A 16,463-nucleotide genomic window follows, 5' to 3' on the forward strand; every position below is an offset into this window, starting at 1 on the left:
GACCGAAAGCCGTCTGCGTCACATCTGCGCATTCGAAGTGAGCTGTGACACTTACGTTTCGACGACCTGCGGAAATCTCAGCGCCGACTTTCTATCTGTGACGACTTGTTTATAGTTATCGCCAACAACGAATTGCCGGAAGTTTCCGGTTCACCTCAGAACGTCCGTGGGTGAACACAATTCGCTCAACACCAGCCGTACCCGGCTTGTCATTCGGGAGTCGAACCATGAACACACCGCATCAGTTCAGGGTCGTCACCTCATGGTGATGTCGAAGCTCGCCAAATGGCAGCTGGTCGCTCTCGTCGTGGTTGCACTCCTGGGCTTGATCTATGTCGGAGCGAAATACGTACGGCTGGACAATCTTCTGGGATTCGGCCAATACACGGTCAAAACCGAACTGGCGACGTCCGGTGGCATCTTCACCAACGCCGAAGTGACCTATCGCGGTGTACCCGTCGGACGCGTCGGTGACATGTCGCTCACGTCCGACGGAATCGAAGTCGACCTGTTGATCGACAGCAGTGCTCCTCAGATTCCCGCATCCGCGCGGGCCGTGGTGGCCAATCGCTCAGCCATCGGCGAGCAGTACGTCGACCTTCAGCCCGATACCGACCAGGGCCCGTTCCTCGAAGACGGCTCGGTGATCGCCGTGGGCGACACAACCACGCCGATCCCGATCGAGAATGTCTTGACCAGCGCCAACGGTCTGGTGCACTCCGTTCCGGTCGACGCACTCCACACCGTCGCGAAAGAACTCGGCGCGGCATTCAACGGCAAGGGCGAAGATCTGCAGGTACTTGCCGACTCGCTGTCGGGGATCTCCCAGTCGGGCCTCGACACCCTTCCCCAGACCCTCGGACTGATCCGCGACAGCCAGACGGTGCTCACGACCCAGTCCGATCAATCGTCGGCGATCAAGCAGTTCAGCACCGACCTCGACGCACTGACGGCGCAATTGCGCACCAGCGACCCCGACATCCGACGCGTGATCGACAACGGCATACCGGCCAGCGAACAAGTCGGCTCTCTCGTCACCGAAGCCGGCCCCGCGCTCACGACCAACCTCTCCAACCTCTCCGCCGTTGCAGCGGCAGCCGCACCGACACTGCCCTCGCTGCAGCCCTTCCTGCTCTTCCTGCCTGCGCTCGCCGGGGCGGCGCCCACCGTTGCACCGGGAGACGGCACAGTACATCTGGGCTTGGTACTCGAGACCAACAACCCGCTCTCGTGCACCGTCGGTTACGAAGGGACCATGGCGATCCTCGACGAGATGAAGCGCAAGGACCCGAACTTCGACGACACGACGCAGAACTTCCCGTTGAACACTGCCGCCAACTGCCAGGCACCTCAGGGCAGCGAAACGGGGGTTCGTAGCGCCAACCGCATCGCGTTCGCCGACCCGAACACCTCGCAACCGTGGGACGGCAAGCCCAAGGTGGACCCGGACAAGCTCAACCTGAACCCGATTGCCACTCAACTCGCACCGATGCTCGGCGCCACCCCGAAGTAGCCGTAAACAACTGGCACCGTCGACCCTCCGCGACGATGATGATGTGATGTCGGAAGGAACGCCTGAAGGCGAGTCACAGAGCATGTCACGAGGTTTCGACGAACTTGTCGCCGAAGCGGAATCCGCCTCCGTCGACGGGTGGGATTTCTCGTGGCTCGACGGACGCGCCACGGAGCAGCGTCCGTCGTGGGGGTACCAGAGGCTGATGGGTGAACGTCTCGGCCGCGCCGGCGCCGCATTGGACATCCAGACCGGCGGCGGCGAAGTCCTCGCCGCTGCACCGTCACTCCCGCCGGTGATGGCAGCAACCGAATCCTGGCCACCGAACATCGCCAAGGCCACCGCCCTTCTGCGTCCCCGAGGTGTGGTGGTGGTCGCGGATCAGGACGAGCCGCCGCTACCGTTCGCCGATTCGGCTTTCGACCTGGTGACCAGCCGACACCCAGCGACGGTGTGGTGGACCGAAATCGCGCGGGTACTCGAACCGGGAGGAACGTACTTCGCTCAACATGTGGGTCACGCCAGCGTGTTCGAACTGGTCGAGTACTTTCTCGGTCCTCAGCCGCAGGCTCGTCGCGGACGGCACCACGAGGACGAAACTGCCGACGCGATTGCGGCCGGGCTCACCGTCGTCGACCTTCGTTTCGAGCGTCTGCGCATGGAATTCTTCGACATCGGCGCCGTTGTCTACTTCTTACGCAAGGTGATCTGGATGGTTCCGGGATTCACCGTCGCGCAGTATCGGGACCGGCTCCGCGAACTCGATCAGCAGATCCGTCGCGACGGATCTTTTGTCGCGCACTCGAGTCGATTCCTGATCGAGGCACGCAAGAGCTGAGCGCACCGCGACGGGCCGCACATCCCGAACGTGATCGATGCTGCTAGTCGGACTCGTCGGCGTCGCTCCGCGAGCCGATCGCAGCGGCAAGATAGTCGCCGAGTTCACGCTGAAGGTTCGCGTCGAGTGCCCGGGCCAGTGCCGAATGTACCGACGCCACACCGAGTTCACGCATCGTCTGGAGCATCTCGGCTGTTCCGGCAACCTCGTCGCCCTCCGGGAGCCAACCGACCCCGTGCTGATCGACGATGCGATCCTTCGCCGCCTGAATCAGGTCTTTGGCGATCCCGTCCACAGCGTTGTGAAGCTTTTCGTGCACATCGACCAGTTGATCGAGAGTGAAACCGTAGTCGAGGAGACTCGAAAATCCGCTGAGCAAAGCAGGATCGGTGAAAACGCAGTTCTCTCCTTCGATCTGTACCAGTCCGAGATCTACGAGACGATCCAGTTGACCATCTGCATCTCCCCCGAGAAACTCGCGTACGACGGCCATCTCGATACTCACGGTGTCGCTGCGGGACCATGGTTCGGTGACCGCGTGCTGCAGACCCAGCACCTCTGTCAGGTCTTTCCCGCTTTCCCACCCGGTGATGAAGTCGTCGATATGCGCAGTGGTGAAACCTCGTTGAAGAAGCGTGTCGATCAGCTTGAGGCGTTCGAGGTGCGCGTCGCCGTAGATGCCTACCCGCCCACGCTTCTCCGGCGGAGGAAGCAATCCACGTTCCTGATATGCCCGTACATTCCGCGAGGTGGTGCCCGCAGCGCGCGCTAGATCGTCGATGCGGTACTCGGTCACCGCCTCGTCTCCTCTGCCGCGTCGGTCGTCACGATTCCAACTTAGTGGCAACACCAGGCCGATCAGAACCCGGGATCAGGTCTGCGCGGTGTCTTTCTCGCGCACCGTGGTCGTGTAGTCCCGAAGATCCACCGATTTCAATTGGTTCACGTACTGGGTCGCGAAACCGGGAAACATAGTGGCATTGAATCCTTCGTCGGTGAGATACCAACTCGAACATCCCGAGTTCCACGTGGTCTTCGACAGCCGACGCTGCAACTCGACGTTGTACGCATCTTCGACATCTTGACGAACATCGAGTGCCTTGAGGTCGCGCTCGAGAACGATTTTGATCGCTTGGGCGAGATAGTCGAGTTGCGCTTCCATGTACACAAGGGCGGAACTGTGCCCCGGACCCGAGTTGGGTCCGAAGGTGAAATACAGGTTGGGATAACCGGATACCGCAATGCTCTTGTACGCACGCGCCCCGGATTTCCACTCCTGAGCGAGCACACGTCCGTCCCGGCCGATGATCGGGACCGGTGTTCCGGTCTTGCAAACGTCGAAGCCGGTGGCGAAGACGATGCAGTCGAATTGATGCTCGATCCCTTCGACCGTGCGAATGCCATGTGGCGCCAATCTCGCGATCGGCCAGGTCACGAGTGTGCAATTGTCTTGCTGGAGAGCCGGGTAATACTCGCTGGTCATCAGCAACCGCTTGCACCCTGCCCGAAAGTCGGGAGTGAGTTGTCGCCGCAACCACGGGTCCTTCACCTGCATGCGCAGATGAAGACGCCCGACTGTTTCCACCACCCTCGTCAACGGGGATTCCCACACCACCCCGAGAGCTACCGATTCGTGTCCCCAGTACCAAGCCCGACGCGCCAGAGTCTGGACGACCGGATGACGACGGTACAGATCCTTCGTGCGAGATCGGGTGCGTAGGTTTGCTCGCGGCAATGCCCATCCCGGTGTTCGTTGGAAAACCTTCACTGATCGTGCAGTTTTCACGAGTTCAGGGACGATCTGGACGCCACTGGCCCCGGTTCCGATCACTGCGACCCGCTTGTCGGTGAAGTCGTAGTCATGGTCCCAGCGAGCACTGTGAATCTTGTGTCCTTCGTAGCTCTCCAAACCCGGAACAGCAGGAAAGCTGACGTTCGCCAGCGGACCGGACGCCATGACGACGGTCCGGGCAATGACCGCTTCACGGCCCTCGAGCGCGATCGCCCAGACACCTGTCTGCTCGTCCCACTCGACGCCCGTGACGTTGCACCGAAACCGAATCTTCGGCTCGAGGCCGAACTCTTTCACCATCGTTCGGATGTAGCCGAGGATCTCCGCGCTGGCCGAGTAGGTGTGCGACCAGTCCGGGTTCGGGGCGAAACTGTACGAGTACAGACGGGACGGAATGTCGCACGCAGCTCCCGGATACGTGTTGTCGCGCCACGTCCCGCCGACCTCCGTGCCGCGTTCGAGAACGACGAAGTCCTCGATACCGTTCTGCTTCAACCGAATCGCCGCTCCGATTCCTGCGAAACCTCCACCGATGATCGCCACTGACAGTGGCTCGGCAGTACTCATGCGAGTGGCTCGTACGTAAGTTCCTTGGCCCAGGTCGGCTCGGAATTGAGCCTGCTGCCGGAAAGTCGGCCAGTGACCTTGACCATCCGATCGGCAAGCAGATGGTAGGGATGGTTGCGATTGATGACCATGTTGCCGTGCCACTTCACCACCCGATACATCGGGACGCGGAGCGCGGCCGGACTCCGTTCGCCTACGTTCCTGAATCGCTTCATCGCGGTGTAGAGCCGTTCCTCGTTCACTCCCATGTCGACGATGTTGTCGCGCATCTTGTTCAGCAGCGGGATGTAGCGAAGTGTCCCGATGATCAACGCCGGATTCATCCAGGCGCCGACGGTTTCGACAACGAGCTTGCGCGTCGTCGAGTGCCCGAGCATCTCGATCACCGCAAAATCGACCGCCAGATGCCTGGACTCGTCTGCATTGATCTTCTTGAACACAGCCTGACAGACCGGATCCTCGATCTCGTCCATGATGAACTTGACCAGGGCTCCGTCGAGCGCCACCTCGAGCATCGGTATGACGGTCCCGAGAATCGAGAGCGACAAACCGTCGGAATGCTTGTCCAGCCAGTCGATGACGAGCTTGACGTTGATGTTGGGCTCGGGCATCTCGTCGCCGTCGAGCATTCCCCACCGACGCATCAGCGCGAGTTCGGCGTTGGCGTGCTTCTGTTCCTCGGCGTGGAAATGCCGATAGATGTCTCGGAGAGTTCCAGTCGGCGCCTTGAGAGCCATCGCAGCGAAGCCACGGGCACCAACGTTCTCGATCCACATCAGGTCCGACATGAACGGTTTCAGCTTCGCATGAAGCTCTGGACTGATCGTCTCGGCGCCCGGAGCATCCCAGTCGATGTCCACCAGAGCCCACTGGCGGTCCTTGATCTTGTGCAGCATGCCGTCGAAATCGAAGGACATGTCACGCTCCTTTCGTGCTCGGCGAGTTCGTCTCCGGCGCCGCCGAAGTTCCAGATGATCCCGACTTCTGTTTCGGTGCAAAGCGATTGAGAACTCCACAGCCCCACGTGTATGCAACGGGTAGATACCGTTTGAGTCGCCAGATCACCTTCGCATCGAACTGCGGCACCACGTAGAGTCGACCCTTGTCGTAGGCGTCGAGAGTGGTGACGGCGATGCGCTCCGGCGAAAAGCCGGTTCGCCGCATCAACGCTTGCGCCAATTGTGTTGCTTCCGCGGTGATTCGGCCGTCGAGAGCAACATTTGTCTTGACGAAGGTCGGACACAGCACCGTCACCCGCACTCCCGTACCGGCAAGTTCAGCGGACAAGGTCTCCGAGAGCGACATCACGGCGGCTTTACCGACGTTGTAGGGCGCCATCAGCGGCGCAGCCGCAAACCCAGCAGCCGAGGCCACGTTGATGAATCCCCCGGCGCCGCTCGCACGCAGTTGTGGAGCGAATATCTCACAGCCGTGCACGACACCCCACAGATTGATCCCGAGTGCCCACTCCCAATCGTCGAAACCGATCTCGCCCACCGGTTTTCCACCGATACCCACCCCGGCATTGTTGATCACCAGCGAAAGCGGACCCGCAAGTTCGAGTTCCGCGAACAACGCCAGGTCCTGAACCTGCTCACGAATTGACACATCGCATTTGACGGCGTGCGCGGTACCACCGATCTCATCGATGAGTGCCACTGTTTCCTTGGCCCGTTCCAGCGAGATATCCGCGCAGATCACCTCACCGCCTCTGCGCGCCAACTCCAACGAAAAGGCACGGCCGATTCCGCTGCCGGCGCCGGTCACCACTGCGCGGGCATTGTGGGACAACTTCGATCCGCGGTTCTTGGTCGGTTTCTTGGTCGGCACCGGTCGGCTCACCTTGAAGACGCTTCGACTGCTGTGTGTTTCTCCATCTCCAAAGAGTCATCCACAACCGTGCCAGTTGTCAATGGCCTAGAATTCGATGGCGGAATACGCGGCAGTCGAACCAGTACCCGGACTGCTCGAATGAAGTCTTTTGTCGACCGACCGTGATCTAAACGGGGTGCGCGGTCTTCCAGTGCTCGGCGATGTCGATGCGCCGCGCGATCCAGACCTTCTCGCGTGACTGCACGTGGTCCAGAAATCGCTCGAGAGCGGCCGCACGGGCAGGGCGGCCGACTATGCGGCAGTGCAACCCGATCGAGAGCATCTTGGGCGATCCGGCCGTCCCCTCCGCATACAGCACGTCGAAGGCATCGCGTAGGTGCGCAAAGAACTGATCACCGCTGGGAAATCCTGCGGGAGAGGCGAAACGCATGTCGTTGGTGTCAAGGGTGTACGGAACGACCAGGTGCTTCACCGATTCTGCGCCACGCGGAACGTCGACCCAGTACGGCAGATCGTCGGCGTACGAATCGGAGTCGTAGACGAAGCCGCCGTGCTCGACCACCAATTCGCGGGTGTTCGGTGAATCGCGCCCGGTGTACCAACCGAGGGGCGCCGAACCCGTCAGATCTCGCAGAATCTGCACTGCCTCGGCCATGTCTGCGCGTTCGCGCTCGATGTCCACGGATTGGTAAGACTTCCAACGTAATCCGTGGCACGCGATCTCGTGGCCCAACTCCTGAAAAGCACTGACTGCTTCGGGGTTCCGCTGCATCGCCCGCGCCACCGCAAAGACTGTGAGAGGCAGGTTTCGCCGCTCGAAGGTTCGCAGTACACGCCACAACCCGGCCCGGGAGCCGTACTCGTACAGCGATTCCATGCTCATGTGTCGATTCGGAAATGCCTCTGCCGGAGTCATTTCCGACAGAAATGTTTCCGAAGCCGCGTCCCCGTCCAGGACGTTGTTCTCGGCTCCCTCTTCGTAGTTGAGCACGAACTGAACCGCTATCCGCGCGTCGCCGGGCCAGTGCGGATGCGGCGGATGAGGGCCGTACCCCACCATGTCCCGGGGATAGTCGTCGCGCGGATAGTCGCTCATGCCAACAACTTTACCGTCAGCGCCCGGAGATCACAGCGCGAGCAGCGTCGGTGAGTACGCCGAAGACTCTCAGCCGCGCCAGGCCACCGTCCGGGAAGATGTCCAGGCGAACATCGGTGACCTGGACTTCGGAATCGATCGGAAAGCGATGGCGCGTATCCGGACGCAGCGTCGTGCGCGGCAACAGTTCGATCCACTCCCCCTCCGACGTCCGCCCGGTCAGAGCGCCCTCACCTGGACTGTTTCCGAGGAAGTACGAGGTGTCGATCTCGACGAAACTCAGCACGCCTTCACCCGCGAGTTGTACTTGCACCCAGTCGTTTCCGTTGTCGCGGCGCCTGGCGGTCTCCCACCCGTCACCCATCGAAGCAGCGCGTCCGGGAAACAGGATGTTCTGCGGTGAGCTGTAAAACATGTTGGAGCAATCGGTCACGCGGCCACCGTTTTCGAGTGCTGCGAGGTCCAACGGCCCGGCATCGAGGAAACGCGGGTCCGGGCGCGCTTCGCCGTGAACACGGAATCTCGCCACGCCGCCGTCCGGGTAAATGGTCAGCTTGACGTGCGTCCACCGCTCCTCCGACGTCACCGAGAACGGATTCTCCGAGTCACCATGCACGGTCGAGCGCTCGACGATGGTTGTCCACTCACCGGATACGGCCAGGTCGGCGGGATCCGGATACCCGTCGACCGAGATTGCTTCCACCGAGATCTCGGGCGGGTAATTGCCCTTGAACCACGCGGTGTCGACCACGACGCCTCGCACCACTCCGGGAACACCGAGTCGGACGATCGCCTCGTCATGGCCTGCCACCCGGCGGCGACGCGTCTCCCAACCGTCGTACACCTGCCCCTTGTGACCGAACGTCGCCGGCTGGTACCCGGCCTTTCCTGGGCGGATCAGGGCCTCACGCTCGGCAAACGCCTCGTCGTTCGCCCAGATGACGGCTCCGCCGAGGGTGCGCAGTGCCAGATCGGGCAGCAAGGTGAATTCGGTGGTGCTCATCGGTCAGTGTTCTCCTGTGATCGGTGTGGTGCGTCCTACGAGGTGACGGAGTGCGTTGGTGTCGGCGCTCGGGGCGAGCCGGAGAACTTCGGATTCCGGATAAGCCCCCGCGTCGAGCCCGCGCAGTACCACCGCTGCGAGCGCCTGGGCGGTTGCAGGTTCGTCCATCACGTCGCCACCTTGGCGCCCCAAGTACGACTGGATGCGCGGGGCAGCGGCGCCGAGCGCGTTGCGATAGAAGCCGAACGTGGCGAGCCAGCGGGTGACCAGATGCCCGGGGTGCATGTCCCACCCCTGGTAGTAACCGCGTTCCAGGGACCGCGTGACGAGGCGATGGTGCCGAGTGATCGCGTCGCGGATCGCCGTGGCGCTCCCGACAGGCGCGACCTGAGTCGACCCGTCGCACACCCAGACACCGGTCTGCGCGGCAGCAGCCAACATGACAGCCTTTGCGTGGTCTGCCACCGGATGTTCGAGCGACTGATGACGCGATGCAATTCCGCAAGCTGCACTGTAATCGTAAGTGCCGTAATGCAAACCGGTCAGACGACCGGCACCGCGATGGATCGCCTGAGCAACTGCCACCGTTCCGTCGGCCGCGATGACCGCCTGCGGGCTCTCGATCTGCAACTCGAACCGAAGCGAACCGAGCTCGAGTCCGTGCGCCTTCTCCAGCTCTTCGCAGAGCAACACCGTCGCCGTGACCTGCTCCACCGCGCGCAGTTTGGGAACGGTGAAGACAAATCCGTCCGGCACTCCGCCGGCCGCGTCGAGCACAAGCTCGAGCGTCCTGATCGAGCGCCGACGCTCACCGGCCGGCAACCCCTTGAACCTGATTCCACTCCAGTTCGGCCCGGCAGGATCAGCGCTGAGCGCGGCAAGCGTCTGTCCGGCCGACGTCGCTGCATCGTCTTCTTCTTCGTCGCTGCGGCGTCCGTACCCGTCCTCGAAATCGATCCGAAAGTCTTGGACCGGCTTGCGGCCGAGTTGAACTCGCACATCAGCGAGCGCATTCTCCGTGTCGAGATCGGCGAACACATGAGCATGGGAATCGAGAAGCGCGATCGCCTGCTCACCCCAGAGTCGAGGGGTGTCGACGGTTGCATCCGCGGCACTGACGTAAATCGTGTGCACGGGTTGGATCTCGTCACGGTTTCCCGGGTACTGCGCCGCGAGCCGCTCGTCCACCGGATCCAGAAGTCCGTCCAGACGATCGTGGACGGCGGCGGAGAGTCGGGATTCTGTCATCGGACGATCTTCTCAGAACGTCCGCGAGCCCGCAGGTTCTCACGCCGCCGATCCAATCCGAGTCAGCGGCCCCCGACGAACGGAACGTTGACGAAGCTCGGCCGGTCTGCAGCCAACTCGATGTGCTGCGGTTTGAGTTGGCTGTCGGCGAGCATCGGGCCGAGCGCCAGGTATCGCGGCACGCTGGCAGCGTAGACGTCGACGCGGAGCCGGTGCCCCGGTTGCAGCACTGCGTCCGTCGGGAGCATGTTGATGTCGACGGTGGTGACCTCACCGGGAACCACCGGCTGACGCGTGTCGATCGTCAGATAGTGGTGCGGTTCACTGTAGTCACCGTTGGCCGAGCGAGTGCTCTTCGAATCGTCGACTGCCCGCAGCGACGCAGTCAGAGCGCCGTTCGTGATCGGTGTCGATGTTCCGTCCGGTGCTACGTCGTTGACCGTCGCTGCCCAGAATCCGTCCGTCGCGTCCAGGACGGTCTCGAGGTGGACGTTGATCGGGCCCGAGAGTGAGGTCGGCTCCGTCACTGCCTCACCGGTGAACGTCAGGCCCTCCGCTTCCTGGAATCGGGAATCCTTGGAACACGTCGCACCGAGCACCACGGAGATCCCGGCAGTTCCCTGAGTTCCGTCACCGGAGCAGAAGCCTCGCAGTCCTGGTGCGACTGTCAATCGCGCTGCGGCACTGGGCGGGTCATTCGTCAGCGAACCGTCGTACGCTGCGTGGGCGGCAGTACCGCTGGGCGCAGAGTTCAGATACATACGTTCGTAGCTCGCACCGGCTCGCGGGAACTGATCGTCCGTGATCCATCCGCCGCCTTGCTGGAACATCGTCACCGGACCGTAACGATCGATTCCGTTGTCGATGCCCTTGAGCCACTTGTCGAACCACGCACGTTCGAGTACGTCGAGGCGCGGCGGCGCACCGTCCTTGCCGAATCCTCCACCGGGAGTGACGTGATAGCCGTTCCCCATGATCAACTGCTTCTGCCCGGGCGGCAGATCGATTCCGTTGTAGATCCGCGGCTCACTGTTGGCGAAGATGTCGTGCCAACCGCCGTAGACCATCGTCGGAACGGCGATGTTGCCGACGTCAGCGGCTCGGTCCTGATAGAACTGCCCGTCTTGCGCGACTTGCAGAGTCGACGGCGACACGTCCTCGATTCTCTGAGCCGTCATCGCTTGCACCAGTTCGGGAATCAGCGTACCGGGATCCTCGAGGCGGCTCGCCAACCACAGGGGATCGAAGTTTCCTTGCAGGATGTCCTGAACGTTCGGGATGAGTTTGAGCCCGTTGACCGCGGTCAACCACAACGGCATGAACCCGACTCCGAGGCCGCCACCGGTTCCGACGATGTCGCGCAGCAGATCGTTGCCAGGTTCGACCGGGAAGATCGCCTTCAGTGCAGATGGATTGTTGCTCGCCGCCTGCACCGAGTTGATCGCGGAGTACGAGATGCCCGCCATCCCTACTTTCCCGTCGGACCATCCCTGCTTGCTCATCCAGTCGATGACCTCGACCGAATCCTGTTGCTCGCGCTTACCGAGCACGTCCCAATTACCTTGGGAGAAGCCGGTTCCACGAGCGTCGACCACTACCTGCGTGTATCCGTTCTGGACCAGATCACGGTTGACGCCGAGAACCCTGGCGCCTCCGCCGGCGATGACGCCCGTCAACTCCGACACGCCGTCGAACGGCGCCGCGAGGTCGAGCGAGTTCGCAACGTCCATCAGCGTCTCACCGACCTGCGGGATCGACAGAGCTGAATCCACCAGTGTGTCCAGCAGTTTCGTGTACGGCGTGATGTTGAGGACCGATGGCGTCTTCGATTCCACGGCCCGCCCGGATGCATCCGCCGGTCGGTACACATTCGCTTGCAGAACTGTGCCGTCACTCATCGTGATGGGCACGTCCCACTCGATCGAGACCCCCGGATACTGCGGCGTCGCCTCCGTTGCCGCGAGCCAGGCCTGCCCGTCCGACCCTCCCGTCGGATCCGCAGAAGCGACGGCGCTCGGCACCGCCAATCCCACGACGCACAGCCCCACCGCAATCGTTGTCGACCTTCGACGTAGAAGTCGTGTCCTCACGAAAACTCCAATTTTCTGTTGTGATGACCCAGCCCTGCCCCCACGACAGTGACCGGTGTCACGAACTTACCGGATAGTAACTTCCGTCCCATATGTCGTCAATAGGTCTGAATGCCGACCGGACGGCTAGCTTTGAAGATGTGTCACGATCACCGCTTCCCGTCCGCGACGGCCTGAACCCCAGTCGCATCCGTCAGCCAGACGACGGCATGTGGACGACGACGCTCGACTACCTGCTCGAACGGTTCCCCCAGGACGCCGTCCGATTGCGGGAGAAGGTCGCAGCCGGGGAGGTCGTCGACGAGAAGGGTGTCGGAATCACCGAGACGAGCGCTTTTGCTCCCCGGCGGTTCGTCTACCTGTACCGCGACCCTCCCGTCGAAACGCGGGTGCCGTTCGAGATCGACATCCTCTACCGGGACGAGAACATCTTGGTCGTGGACAAACCGCATTTCCTGGCGAGCACCCCGCGCGGGCGATACATCGCCGAATCGGCGTTGGTCCGCTTGCGTCGGGACCTCGAACTACCGGAGCTGAGTCCAGCTCATCGCCTCGACCGCGTCACGGCGGGACTGCTGCTGTTCACCGTGCATCAGGCGGCCCGGCGCGACTACCAGACCATGTTCGCCGAGCGCCGCGTCGCCAAGGAGTACGAGGCCATCGCGCGTCACGACGCTCAGGTGAGCACCCCCGTGGTCGTGCGTAGTCGCATCGTGAAAGAACGCGGCGTGCTCAAGGCCGCGGAGATCGAGGGCGAACCCAACAGCGAGTCGCGGATCGAACTGATCGAAACGCGAGACGGCTTCGCGCGGTACCGGTTGACTCCCCATACCGGCAAGACCCATCAACTTCGGCTGCACATGACCTCGCTCGGGCTCCCGATCCACGGCGACAACTTCTATCCCGACTTCTACGACGTTGCCGCAGAAGATTATTCGAACCCGCTGCGCCTGCTGTCGAAGGTTCTCGAGTTCGAGGATCCGAAGACCGGCCGGCTGCAACGGTTCGAAAGTCGGCGGACCCTGTCCTGGCCGGACGAATCAGGCCGTGGCGACTCGCCGTAGGGACCCCGGACCCTTCCACTGCGCCTCCGATACCGGGAGGATGGAAGCGCAGACCGCACCGCAAGAGGAGACCAGATGAGCAAGACCGCCGTCGTACCCGAAGCCGTACGGGAGATCGAGCGCAAGTACGAGGCGCCGGCCGAGCAGGAAGTTCCCGCCTTGGGCGGACTTCCCGGTGTTGTCGGCGAACCGGTCCACGACTCGATACAGCTCTCTGCCACCTACTTCGACACCGCGGACTACCGGTTGCTGGCCGAGAAGATCACGCTGCGCAAGCGTGAGGGTGGCGACGACGCGGGGTGGCACATGAAACTTCCCGCAGGCCAGGACACTCGAACCGAAATCCAACTTCCCCCGGACGAGAGCACCGATGTGCCCTCGCCGCTGTCGAGTCTGATCCGGGCGATCATTCGCGGTCACGATCTGGTGCCGGTCGCCCTGATCATCACCGATCGGGAGCGCACCAGGCTCAACGGCGAAAACGGTGTGCTGCTTGCCGAAGTGGTCTCCGACACCGTCATCGCCTGCAAGGCAGACGGTTCCGGAGAGTCCACGTGGCAGGAAGTCGAGGTCGAACAAGGCGCAGGCGGGCAAGAGCTGGCCGATGCAATCGAGTCGGTTCTACTGGACGCCGGGCTGGAGCGCTCTGCGAGTCCGTCCAAACTCAAACGAGCACTGGGCACGTCGGTCACACCGTACGCCGGTCACGAGGTCACCTCGGGCAAGGCGTCGAATCCGCGGATCTTGTTGCGTAATTACCTCATCGAACAATTGCGCGCACTGGTCGCCGCGGATCTCGGCACGCGTCGGGCCGACGACGAAGCCGTTCACGACTTCCGGGTTGCGGCACGTCGCATCCGCAGCGCTCTGCAGTCGTACGCCGGCCACTCCCCCAAGACCGACGATCTCATCACGGATCTGCGGTGGATCGGTGGAAAGTTCGGTGACGCCCGCGACGTCGAGGTCCAGTGGGAGCGTCTTGTGGAACGCCTCGGCGAAATCGACGAGATGCCCGAGCGAGAAGCTGTGCGAGCTCGAATCGACGAGTTCTTCTCTGCACGTGGTGAAACCGCCCAGGAAACAGCCCTCGAGGCGCTCGATTCCGAGCGATACACCACGCTGCTCGATCGCCTCGACGAGTACGTCGGCGACCTCGAATTCGACACCGCCACCCACCGCGTCGGAAAGAAGGCATCGGCACGAGAGTTGGCCCATACCCTGCGGCACCTGGCACACAAGGTCGGTAAGCGGGTCGATCACGTCTTCGATGCCGATACCCGCACCGAGCGTGACGAGCGAATGCACCGCGCCCGCAAGGGAGCCAAGCGGATGAAGTACGCGATCGAGGTCATGGAACCCGTGTCGAAGAGCCGAGCGAAGCGCGCACTGAAGCATTTCAGCCACTTCCAGGATGTTCTCGGCGAGCACCAGGATTCCGTTGTCGCCCAACATCATCTACTTGCAATGGCAGCCGAGCAGGAGCATACCTCGCTCACCAGTTTCGGATTGGGCATGGCCTACCGACGAGAACTGGAAATAGCCGACGGGCAATCGACCCTGCTACGCAAGACGTGGAAGGAAGCCGTGAAATCAGCATCGTCACTCTGGTGACTTCGCTGTAAACAGTCGACCGATCTCGATCATTTCAGAGGGAGTAGACATGAACACACTTGCAGGACACCAGGATGTCGTCGCCGGTATCGACGGATCCGAGGCCTCGACGGCGGCGGCCCGGTGGGCAGCCTCCGTCGCGAACGCGGTGAACTCACGACTGATTCTGGCGCACGCCCTGCCGCAAGAGGGCCCGATCTACAGTCCCGCTGCAGTGATGTTGCAGTCACAGTTCCTCAGCCAGATCCGCGAAGACGGCGAAGCGATCGTCGATGCCGCCGCCGCGGTGATTTCGGCCGAATTCCCCGAACTGACCATCGAATCCGAGATCGCGCCAGGGCCGGCGTCGACGCATATCCTCGAATCCTCGGGTACCGCACGCCTGATCGTGATGGGGTCGACCGGATCGGGTGCACTGCGCTCACGGCTGCTCGGATCGACCGCACTGAAGGTGGCCAATCATGCAACCTGTCCGGTCACCGTGTGGCGTGGTTCGGCGGAGAATCCCGGTCCGGATCAGCGTCCCGTCATCGTCGGAGTCGACGGAAGCGCGTTGAGCAAGAAGGCCGTCGAGTACGCGTTTCGTTATGCCGATCAGTTCGACGCGCCGCTCATCGCGGTCCACACCTGGCAGGGCTCGTCCACCTTCCGCGAAGGCGGAGCGGGAATCCTGATCGACTGGGAGGCTGTCGAGCAGGAGGAATCGGCGCTACTGGCGGAAAATCTAGCCGGTATGGCCGACCAGTACCCGGACGTGCCGGTCACCCGCATCAGTGAACCCGGTGCCGCTGCTCCCGTCATGCTCAAATACGCCGACGACGCACAGTTGATAGTTGTCGGAAGTCACGGCCGCAGTGCGATGGCGGGCGCCGTGATGGGCTCCACCAGCCAGAATCTGCTGCACCATGCGCCAGGGCCGGTCATGATCTGTCGCGCCTGAATTGCTGTGCGCCTTTATTAACCCCCCGCGGTTAATAAAGGCGCACAGCAGGGGTCAGGCGAGACCCGTGCCCACCAACTGACCTACTCCGTACGTCACGGCCATCGCCAGCGCGCCGCCGATCACCACGCGTAGCACCGCTCTGGTCTTGCGAGCTCCGCCGAGCGTCGCGCTGATCGTCCCGGTCAGCGCAAGTGCGATCAGCACCGCGAAAAATGCGATAGGGACGCGGATGCCTGTCGGCGGCACCAGAATTGCGACCAACGGGATCGCCGCGCCGATCGTGAACGAGATTGCCGACGAAATCGCCGCGTGCCACGGATTGGTGAGATCGTCTGGATCGATACCCAATTCGACTTCTACGTGCGCCGCGAAGGCGTCGTGCTCGGTTAATTCTTCGGCGACGCGGCGGGCCGTCTCCGGACTCAATCCCTTGTTCTCGTAGATCTCGGTCAGTTCCTGAAGTTCAGCCTCCGGGGTCTCGAGGAGTTCCTTCTTCTCCTTCTGCAGGAGTGCGCGTTCGGTATCCCGCTGAGCGCTGACCGAGACGTACTCGCCCAACGCCATGGACACAGCGCCGGCAACCAGTCCAGCAAAACCTGCTGTGAAGATCGCGGAGCGCTCGGTCGTGGCTGCCGCAACACCGACCACGAGACCTGCGGTCGAGACGATTCCGTCGTTTGCACCCAGAACACCTGCACGCAGCCAGTTGAGGCGATTGTTCAAACTCGGTGCGTGAGGTTCCGATTCCCCACCGGGCGCCCCGTCGGTCAACTGCACACTGTCTCCGGACATGGCAACAGATTAGGACGATCAGTCCGGTTGCGATAGCAATCTGAGCCTGTCCTTCGCGCACTGATATATTCCG

General features: G+C 62.3%; 14 protein-coding genes. 5 read left to right on the top strand and 9 right to left on the bottom strand.

What is annotated here, in order from left to right; all coding sequences use genetic code 11:
* Window positions 1-262: 262 nt before the first annotated feature.
* Together M0639_RS23210 and M0639_RS23215 are read left to right on the top strand one after the other, a co-directional pair.
* Window positions 263-1,513, top strand: a complete 1,251-nt coding sequence (locus M0639_RS23210) for an MCE family protein (protein WP_202425829.1) — start codon at window positions 263-265, stop codon at window positions 1,511-1,513.
* 82 nt (window positions 1,514-1,595) lie between these two features.
* Window positions 1,596-2,351 (top strand): class I SAM-dependent methyltransferase, encoded by a 756-nt coding sequence (locus M0639_RS23215; RefSeq protein WP_007733927.1) that lies wholly within the window; start codon window positions 1,596-1,598, stop codon window positions 2,349-2,351.
* A 43-nt stretch (window positions 2,352-2,394) separates the two neighbouring features.
* Here the strand turns inward: M0639_RS23215 and M0639_RS23220 are convergent, their stop codons facing one another.
* The 8 genes from M0639_RS23220 to M0639_RS23255 form a co-directional block, all read right to left on the bottom strand.
* A complete protein-coding gene (locus M0639_RS23220; RefSeq protein WP_030535276.1) occupies window positions 2,395-3,147 on the bottom strand; it encodes a MerR family transcriptional regulator in 753 nt (250 codons plus the stop codon).
* 75 nt (window positions 3,148-3,222) lie between these two features.
* Window positions 3,223-4,710: a flavin-containing monooxygenase gene (locus M0639_RS23225; RefSeq protein ID WP_030535275.1), complete on the bottom strand. Its 1,488-nt coding sequence runs from the start codon at window positions 4,708-4,710 to the stop codon at window positions 3,223-3,225.
* Window positions 4,707-5,627: a hypothetical protein gene (locus M0639_RS23230; protein ID WP_064073408.1), complete on the bottom strand. Its 921-nt coding sequence runs from the start codon at window positions 5,625-5,627 to the stop codon at window positions 4,707-4,709. Before M0639_RS23230 ends, M0639_RS23225 begins: the two co-directional genes overlap by 4 nt.
* 1 nt (window position 5,628) lies before the next feature.
* The gene (locus M0639_RS23235; RefSeq protein ID WP_064073409.1) at window positions 5,629-6,540 is read right to left on the bottom strand and encodes an SDR family NAD(P)-dependent oxidoreductase; all 912 of its coding nucleotides are present in this window, start codon (window positions 6,538-6,540) and stop codon (window positions 5,629-5,631) included.
* A gap of 169 nt (window positions 6,541-6,709) precedes the next feature.
* Window positions 6,710-7,639, bottom strand: a complete 930-nt coding sequence (gene puuE / locus M0639_RS23240) for an allantoinase PuuE (RefSeq protein ID WP_064073410.1) — start codon at window positions 7,637-7,639, stop codon at window positions 6,710-6,712.
* Between the two features lie 16 nt (window positions 7,640-7,655).
* Window positions 7,656-8,642 (bottom strand): allantoicase, encoded by a 987-nt coding sequence (alc, locus tag M0639_RS23245; protein WP_064073411.1) that lies wholly within the window; start codon window positions 8,640-8,642, stop codon window positions 7,656-7,658.
* Window positions 8,643-8,645: 3 nt separating this feature from the next.
* Entirely contained in the window at window positions 8,646-9,890 is a 1,245-nt protein-coding gene (locus tag M0639_RS23250) for a DUF6986 family protein (protein WP_007733914.1), read from the bottom strand.
* A 62-nt stretch (window positions 9,891-9,952) separates the two neighbouring features.
* Window positions 9,953-11,980 carry a CocE/NonD family hydrolase gene (locus M0639_RS23255; protein ID WP_064073412.1) on the bottom strand — a complete coding sequence of 676 codons (2,028 nt, stop codon included), beginning with the start codon at window positions 11,978-11,980 and terminating at the stop codon, window positions 9,953-9,955.
* Window positions 11,981-12,120: 140 nt separating this feature from the next.
* On the opposite strand from M0639_RS23255, the gene M0639_RS23260 reads away from it, so the two are divergent.
* The 3 genes from M0639_RS23260 (at window position 12,121) to M0639_RS23270 (ending at window position 15,595) form a co-directional block, all read left to right on the top strand.
* Window positions 12,121-13,044, top strand: coding sequence for a pseudouridine synthase (locus M0639_RS23260; protein ID WP_081377549.1), 924 nt, complete (start codon window positions 12,121-12,123; stop codon window positions 13,042-13,044).
* A gap of 75 nt (window positions 13,045-13,119) precedes the next feature.
* On the top strand, window positions 13,120-14,655 hold the full coding sequence (locus M0639_RS23265; protein WP_064073414.1) for a CYTH and CHAD domain-containing protein: 1,536 nt from the start codon (window positions 13,120-13,122) through the stop codon (window positions 14,653-14,655).
* A gap of 49 nt (window positions 14,656-14,704) precedes the next feature.
* Complete coding sequence (locus M0639_RS23270) at window positions 14,705-15,595, top strand: universal stress protein (protein ID WP_063315860.1); 891 nt, start codon at window positions 14,705-14,707, stop codon at window positions 15,593-15,595.
* A gap of 54 nt (window positions 15,596-15,649) precedes the next feature.
* Here M0639_RS23270 and M0639_RS23275 read toward each other — a convergent pair whose 3' ends face one another.
* Window positions 15,650-16,390, bottom strand: coding sequence for a VIT1/CCC1 transporter family protein (locus M0639_RS23275; RefSeq protein WP_007733901.1), 741 nt, complete (start codon window positions 16,388-16,390; stop codon window positions 15,650-15,652).
* Window positions 16,391-16,463: the final 73 nt, after the last annotated feature.

The sequence above is a fragment of the Rhodococcus qingshengii JCM 15477 genome (genome assembly GCF_023221595.1).
Classification (GTDB): domain Bacteria; phylum Actinomycetota; class Actinomycetes; order Mycobacteriales; family Mycobacteriaceae; genus Rhodococcus_F; species Rhodococcus_F qingshengii.

Bases quoted from the DNA above. Each gene is read 5' to 3' on its own strand.
- M0639_RS23210 (WP_202425829.1), top strand. From the start codon at position 263: ATGGTGATGTCGAAGCTCGCCAAATGGCAGCTGGTCGCTCTCGTCGTG.
- M0639_RS23215 (WP_007733927.1), top strand. From the start codon at position 1,596: ATGTCACGAGGTTTCGACGAACTTGTCGCCGAAGCGGAATCCGCCTCC.
- M0639_RS23225 (WP_030535275.1), bottom strand. From the start codon at position 4,710: ATGAGTACTGCCGAGCCACTGTCAGTGGCGATCATCGGTGGAGGTTTC.
- M0639_RS23230 (WP_064073408.1), bottom strand. From the start codon at position 5,627: ATGTCCTTCGATTTCGACGGCATGCTGCACAAGATCAAGGACCGCCAG.
- puuE (WP_064073410.1), bottom strand. From the start codon at position 7,639: ATGAGCGACTATCCGCGCGACGACTATCCCCGGGACATGGTGGGGTAC.
- alc (WP_064073411.1), bottom strand. From the start codon at position 8,642: ATGAGCACCACCGAATTCACCTTGCTGCCCGATCTGGCACTGCGCACC.
- M0639_RS23250 (WP_007733914.1), bottom strand. From the start codon at position 9,890: ATGACAGAATCCCGACTCTCCGCCGCCGTCCACGATCGTCTGGACGGA.
- M0639_RS23265 (WP_064073414.1), top strand. From the start codon at position 13,120: ATGAGCAAGACCGCCGTCGTACCCGAAGCCGTACGGGAGATCGAGCGC.
- M0639_RS23270 (WP_063315860.1), top strand. From the start codon at position 14,705: ATGAACACACTTGCAGGACACCAGGATGTCGTCGCCGGTATCGACGGA.
- M0639_RS23275 (WP_007733901.1), bottom strand. From the start codon at position 16,390: ATGTCCGGAGACAGTGTGCAGTTGACCGACGGGGCGCCCGGTGGGGAA.